3 protein-coding genes are annotated in these 2,779 nt (G+C 67.2%); 2 read left to right on the top strand and 1 reads right to left on the bottom strand.

Features of this window, described 5'->3' with window-relative positions; translation table 11 throughout:
* Positions 1–89: 89 nt before the first annotated feature.
* A complete protein-coding gene (locus FMEAI12_RS34455) occupies positions 90–710 on the bottom strand; it encodes a serine/threonine-protein kinase (RefSeq protein ID WP_235015045.1) in 621 nt (206 codons plus the stop codon).
* A 510-nt stretch (positions 711–1,220) separates the two neighbouring features.
* Between FMEAI12_RS34455 and FMEAI12_RS34450 the strand changes: the two genes are divergently transcribed.
* Positions 1,221–1,451 carry a hypothetical protein gene (locus tag FMEAI12_RS34450; RefSeq protein ID WP_131626877.1) on the top strand — a complete coding sequence of 77 codons (231 nt, stop codon included), beginning with the start codon at positions 1,221–1,223 and terminating at the stop codon, positions 1,449–1,451.
* Positions 1,452–1,643: 192 nt separating this feature from the next.
* Positions 1,644–2,779 (top strand): methyltransferase, FxLD system (gene fxlM / locus FMEAI12_RS34445; RefSeq protein ID WP_160144378.1); only part of this gene is annotated, 1,136 nt, incomplete at its 3' end.

Below are 2,779 nucleotides of genomic sequence, written 5' to 3'. Positions count from 1 at the left end.
GCCTACCCCGCACGGTTCAGCCGCAGGCCACGGCCACCCCGCCTACCCGACACCGCGTGGATCAACCAGCCAGACCCACAGCCAGTCGACTAACAACCCACTGTCTCGCTTGACTTGACAACTACCGTCACGCCAAGCGCGTACAGATCGGTGAACGGGCCCAGCCGCCCGGCCAGGAACTGTTCCGGTGCCATGTACCGCGGGGTGCCGACTGCCGTTGTGGTCTGCAGGGCGGAGCCCGTGTATTCCCGGGCGATCCCGAAATCGGCGACCTTCAGCCGCCCGCTTTTCGTGAACAGCACGTTCGCCGGCTTTACATCCCGATGCAGCACGCCCCGCTCGTGGGCATAGCCGAGCGCCGCCGCGGTGGCCAGGCCGATCGCACACACCTGCTCCGTGGACAGCCCACGCATGGCCCGCGCGCGCAGCGTGCCACCGTCGAGCAGCTCCATGACGATCAGCGCGAGGCCGTCCCGCCGGATGTAGTCATACACCCGCACGACATGCGGATGGTCAAGCCTGGCGAGAGTGAGCGCCTCCGTTTCGGCATTGTCGGCAGCGCCATCCAACCCGTGCACAATTTTGATGGCTACTTCCCGGCGCAGCCTGTCCTGGCCTGATAAAACCACACCGAAAGCTCCATGGCCGATCTCTCCGCGGATCTCATATCCCGGCAATGCAGCCATGAGCAGGTCACGCTTGCCGGTCAAGAAGTCGCCCCCCCAGGCAAAGTGCAGTGCGCCGCGGCCGGAAGGCCCACGGAAGCCGAGCACTCCACTATCGCAGAACACCCCGTGCCAGATGTTCCATAGCGCGTCTGTTGACAGGATGAAGGTTCGCGTTACTGGCCAGGTGGGCGCCGGAGGGTCGGTGCGCCGGCCCTCCGGCGCCGGCTGACCTCGCGCTGGCCCCTGCGGTACCGTCCGATTCGCGTCGTCGACCAGATACCAGATCCGTCCGTCGGTGGTCACTCGAACTACCAGTGCTCCAGGTGATGCCCCTTGAAGATCGCGGTGCGGAGAGTTCCCTTCAGGCGGCGCTGGCGATCCGGGAGGCCCCGGGAACGTGGTGTGGATCTGATGGCGTCGAAGGCACGACACAGATTGTTCGGGACCACACCTGGCCGCCGGGAAATCTCCTCGATCGGAACATCTTCAGCCCGATGCAACCGGTGGTTCTCCCCCCATCCTCGGCCTTCAGTACCCCTCCCGGTCCAGTTCGTGACGCGACGCACTGTCACCGACGACTGGATGATCCTGCCCGCCGACGGCTCCCGGGCTTTTGAGCTCCACTTCTCGCTACCGGCGCTGCTGGAAGACTGGCTTCTTTATGACGAGCGCGCGGTGGGGCAGCGTGCCCGCGGCATCAAGGCCGACTTGCCGTCCTCGATCTCGCTGTTTCGAGATGGCCGCCTCATCCGGTTGAACTATCAACGACCACATCGCGGGTGACGGCAGCAGTTGATCTGTCAGTCGGTGCGGGGCACGAACAGGTTGGCCTGGTGCGGAGCGTCTTCGCTGGTCAGAGGCTGCGCGGGACACGAACGGAATGTTCGTCGTCCAGGGAATGTGCGACTCGCTCCGATCGGGCAGGGTGACAGCAACCGATTCGACGATCACGATCTGTGTTGGAGGTGTTGCCACGTGGATGTGGTTCAGGATGAGCCGGCGGCCGTCTTCGACGAGGAGCAAGCGGACGGGCTGCGTGCACGGCTGGTCGAGGGCCTGCTTTCGGGTGGGTGGATCCGGACGGCGGAGGTGGAGGCCGCGTTCCGGGCGGTGCCGCGGCACCTGTTCGCGCCCGAGGCGACGGTGGAGGCGGGATACGCCGACGATGTCGTGCGGACGAAGTTCGACGCGGACGGGGCGACGATCAGTTCGGTGTCCGCGCCGTGGTTGCAGGCAACGATGATCGAGCAGGCACGCCTGGCGCCCGGGATGCGCTGCCTGGAACTGGGTTCGGGTGGGTACAACGCGGCTCTTCTCGCCGAGCTGGTCGGTCCGGCGGGCGAGGTGACCACGGTCGACATCGACCCGGACATCACCGACAGAGCCGCCCGCTTCCTCGCCGCGGCGGGCTACGACCGGGTCCAGGTCCTGACCCGCGACGGCTGGTACGGCGCGGCCGAGCACGCCCCGTTCGACTCGATCATCGTCACGGCACAGGCCGTGGACATCCCACCGGCGTGGGTCGACCAGCTCGTCGATGGCGGACGTCTCATCGTCCCGCTACGACTGCGCGGCCTCGGCCGCGGGGTCGCGTTCGAACGGCACGGCGACCGGCTGGTCAGCCGCGAGACGCAGATGTGCGGCTTCGTACGCATGCAGGGCGCCGGCGCGAACCCGCTGCAACGCCTCGCGCTGCGCGGCGACGAGATCGTCCTACGGTTCGACGGCAACTACCCGGCGAAGCCCGAGCTGTTCGACGGCATCCTCGACACCCCTCGCGTCGATACCTGGACCGGGGTGCGAATCCCGCCCGTGACCCCGTTCGACACATTGAAACTCTGGCTCGCGACGGTGTTCGACGGCTACTGCCAGATCGACGTCGCGAAGGACGCGGCGACGGAGCTCCTCGCGCCCGCCGGCCGCCCACCCGGCGACGCCATCGTCAACAGCACCAGCATCGCTTACCTGACCTGCCCGAAAATCGCCGAATCGCTCTACGAGTTCCGCGCCCACGCCTTCGGCCCCGACGCCACCACCCTCGCCGAGGACCTCGCCGACCAGGTGCGCACCTGGGATCGCGACCACCGCGACGGCCCCGACCCCCGCATCAC

This window comes from Parafrankia sp. Ea1.12 (assembly GCF_900465275.1).
Lineage (GTDB): Bacteria > Actinomycetota > Actinomycetes > Frankiales > Frankiaceae > Parafrankia > Parafrankia soli.
Note: the sequence above shows the minus strand (reverse complement) of the source record. Positions and strands in the feature narration are given on the sequence as shown.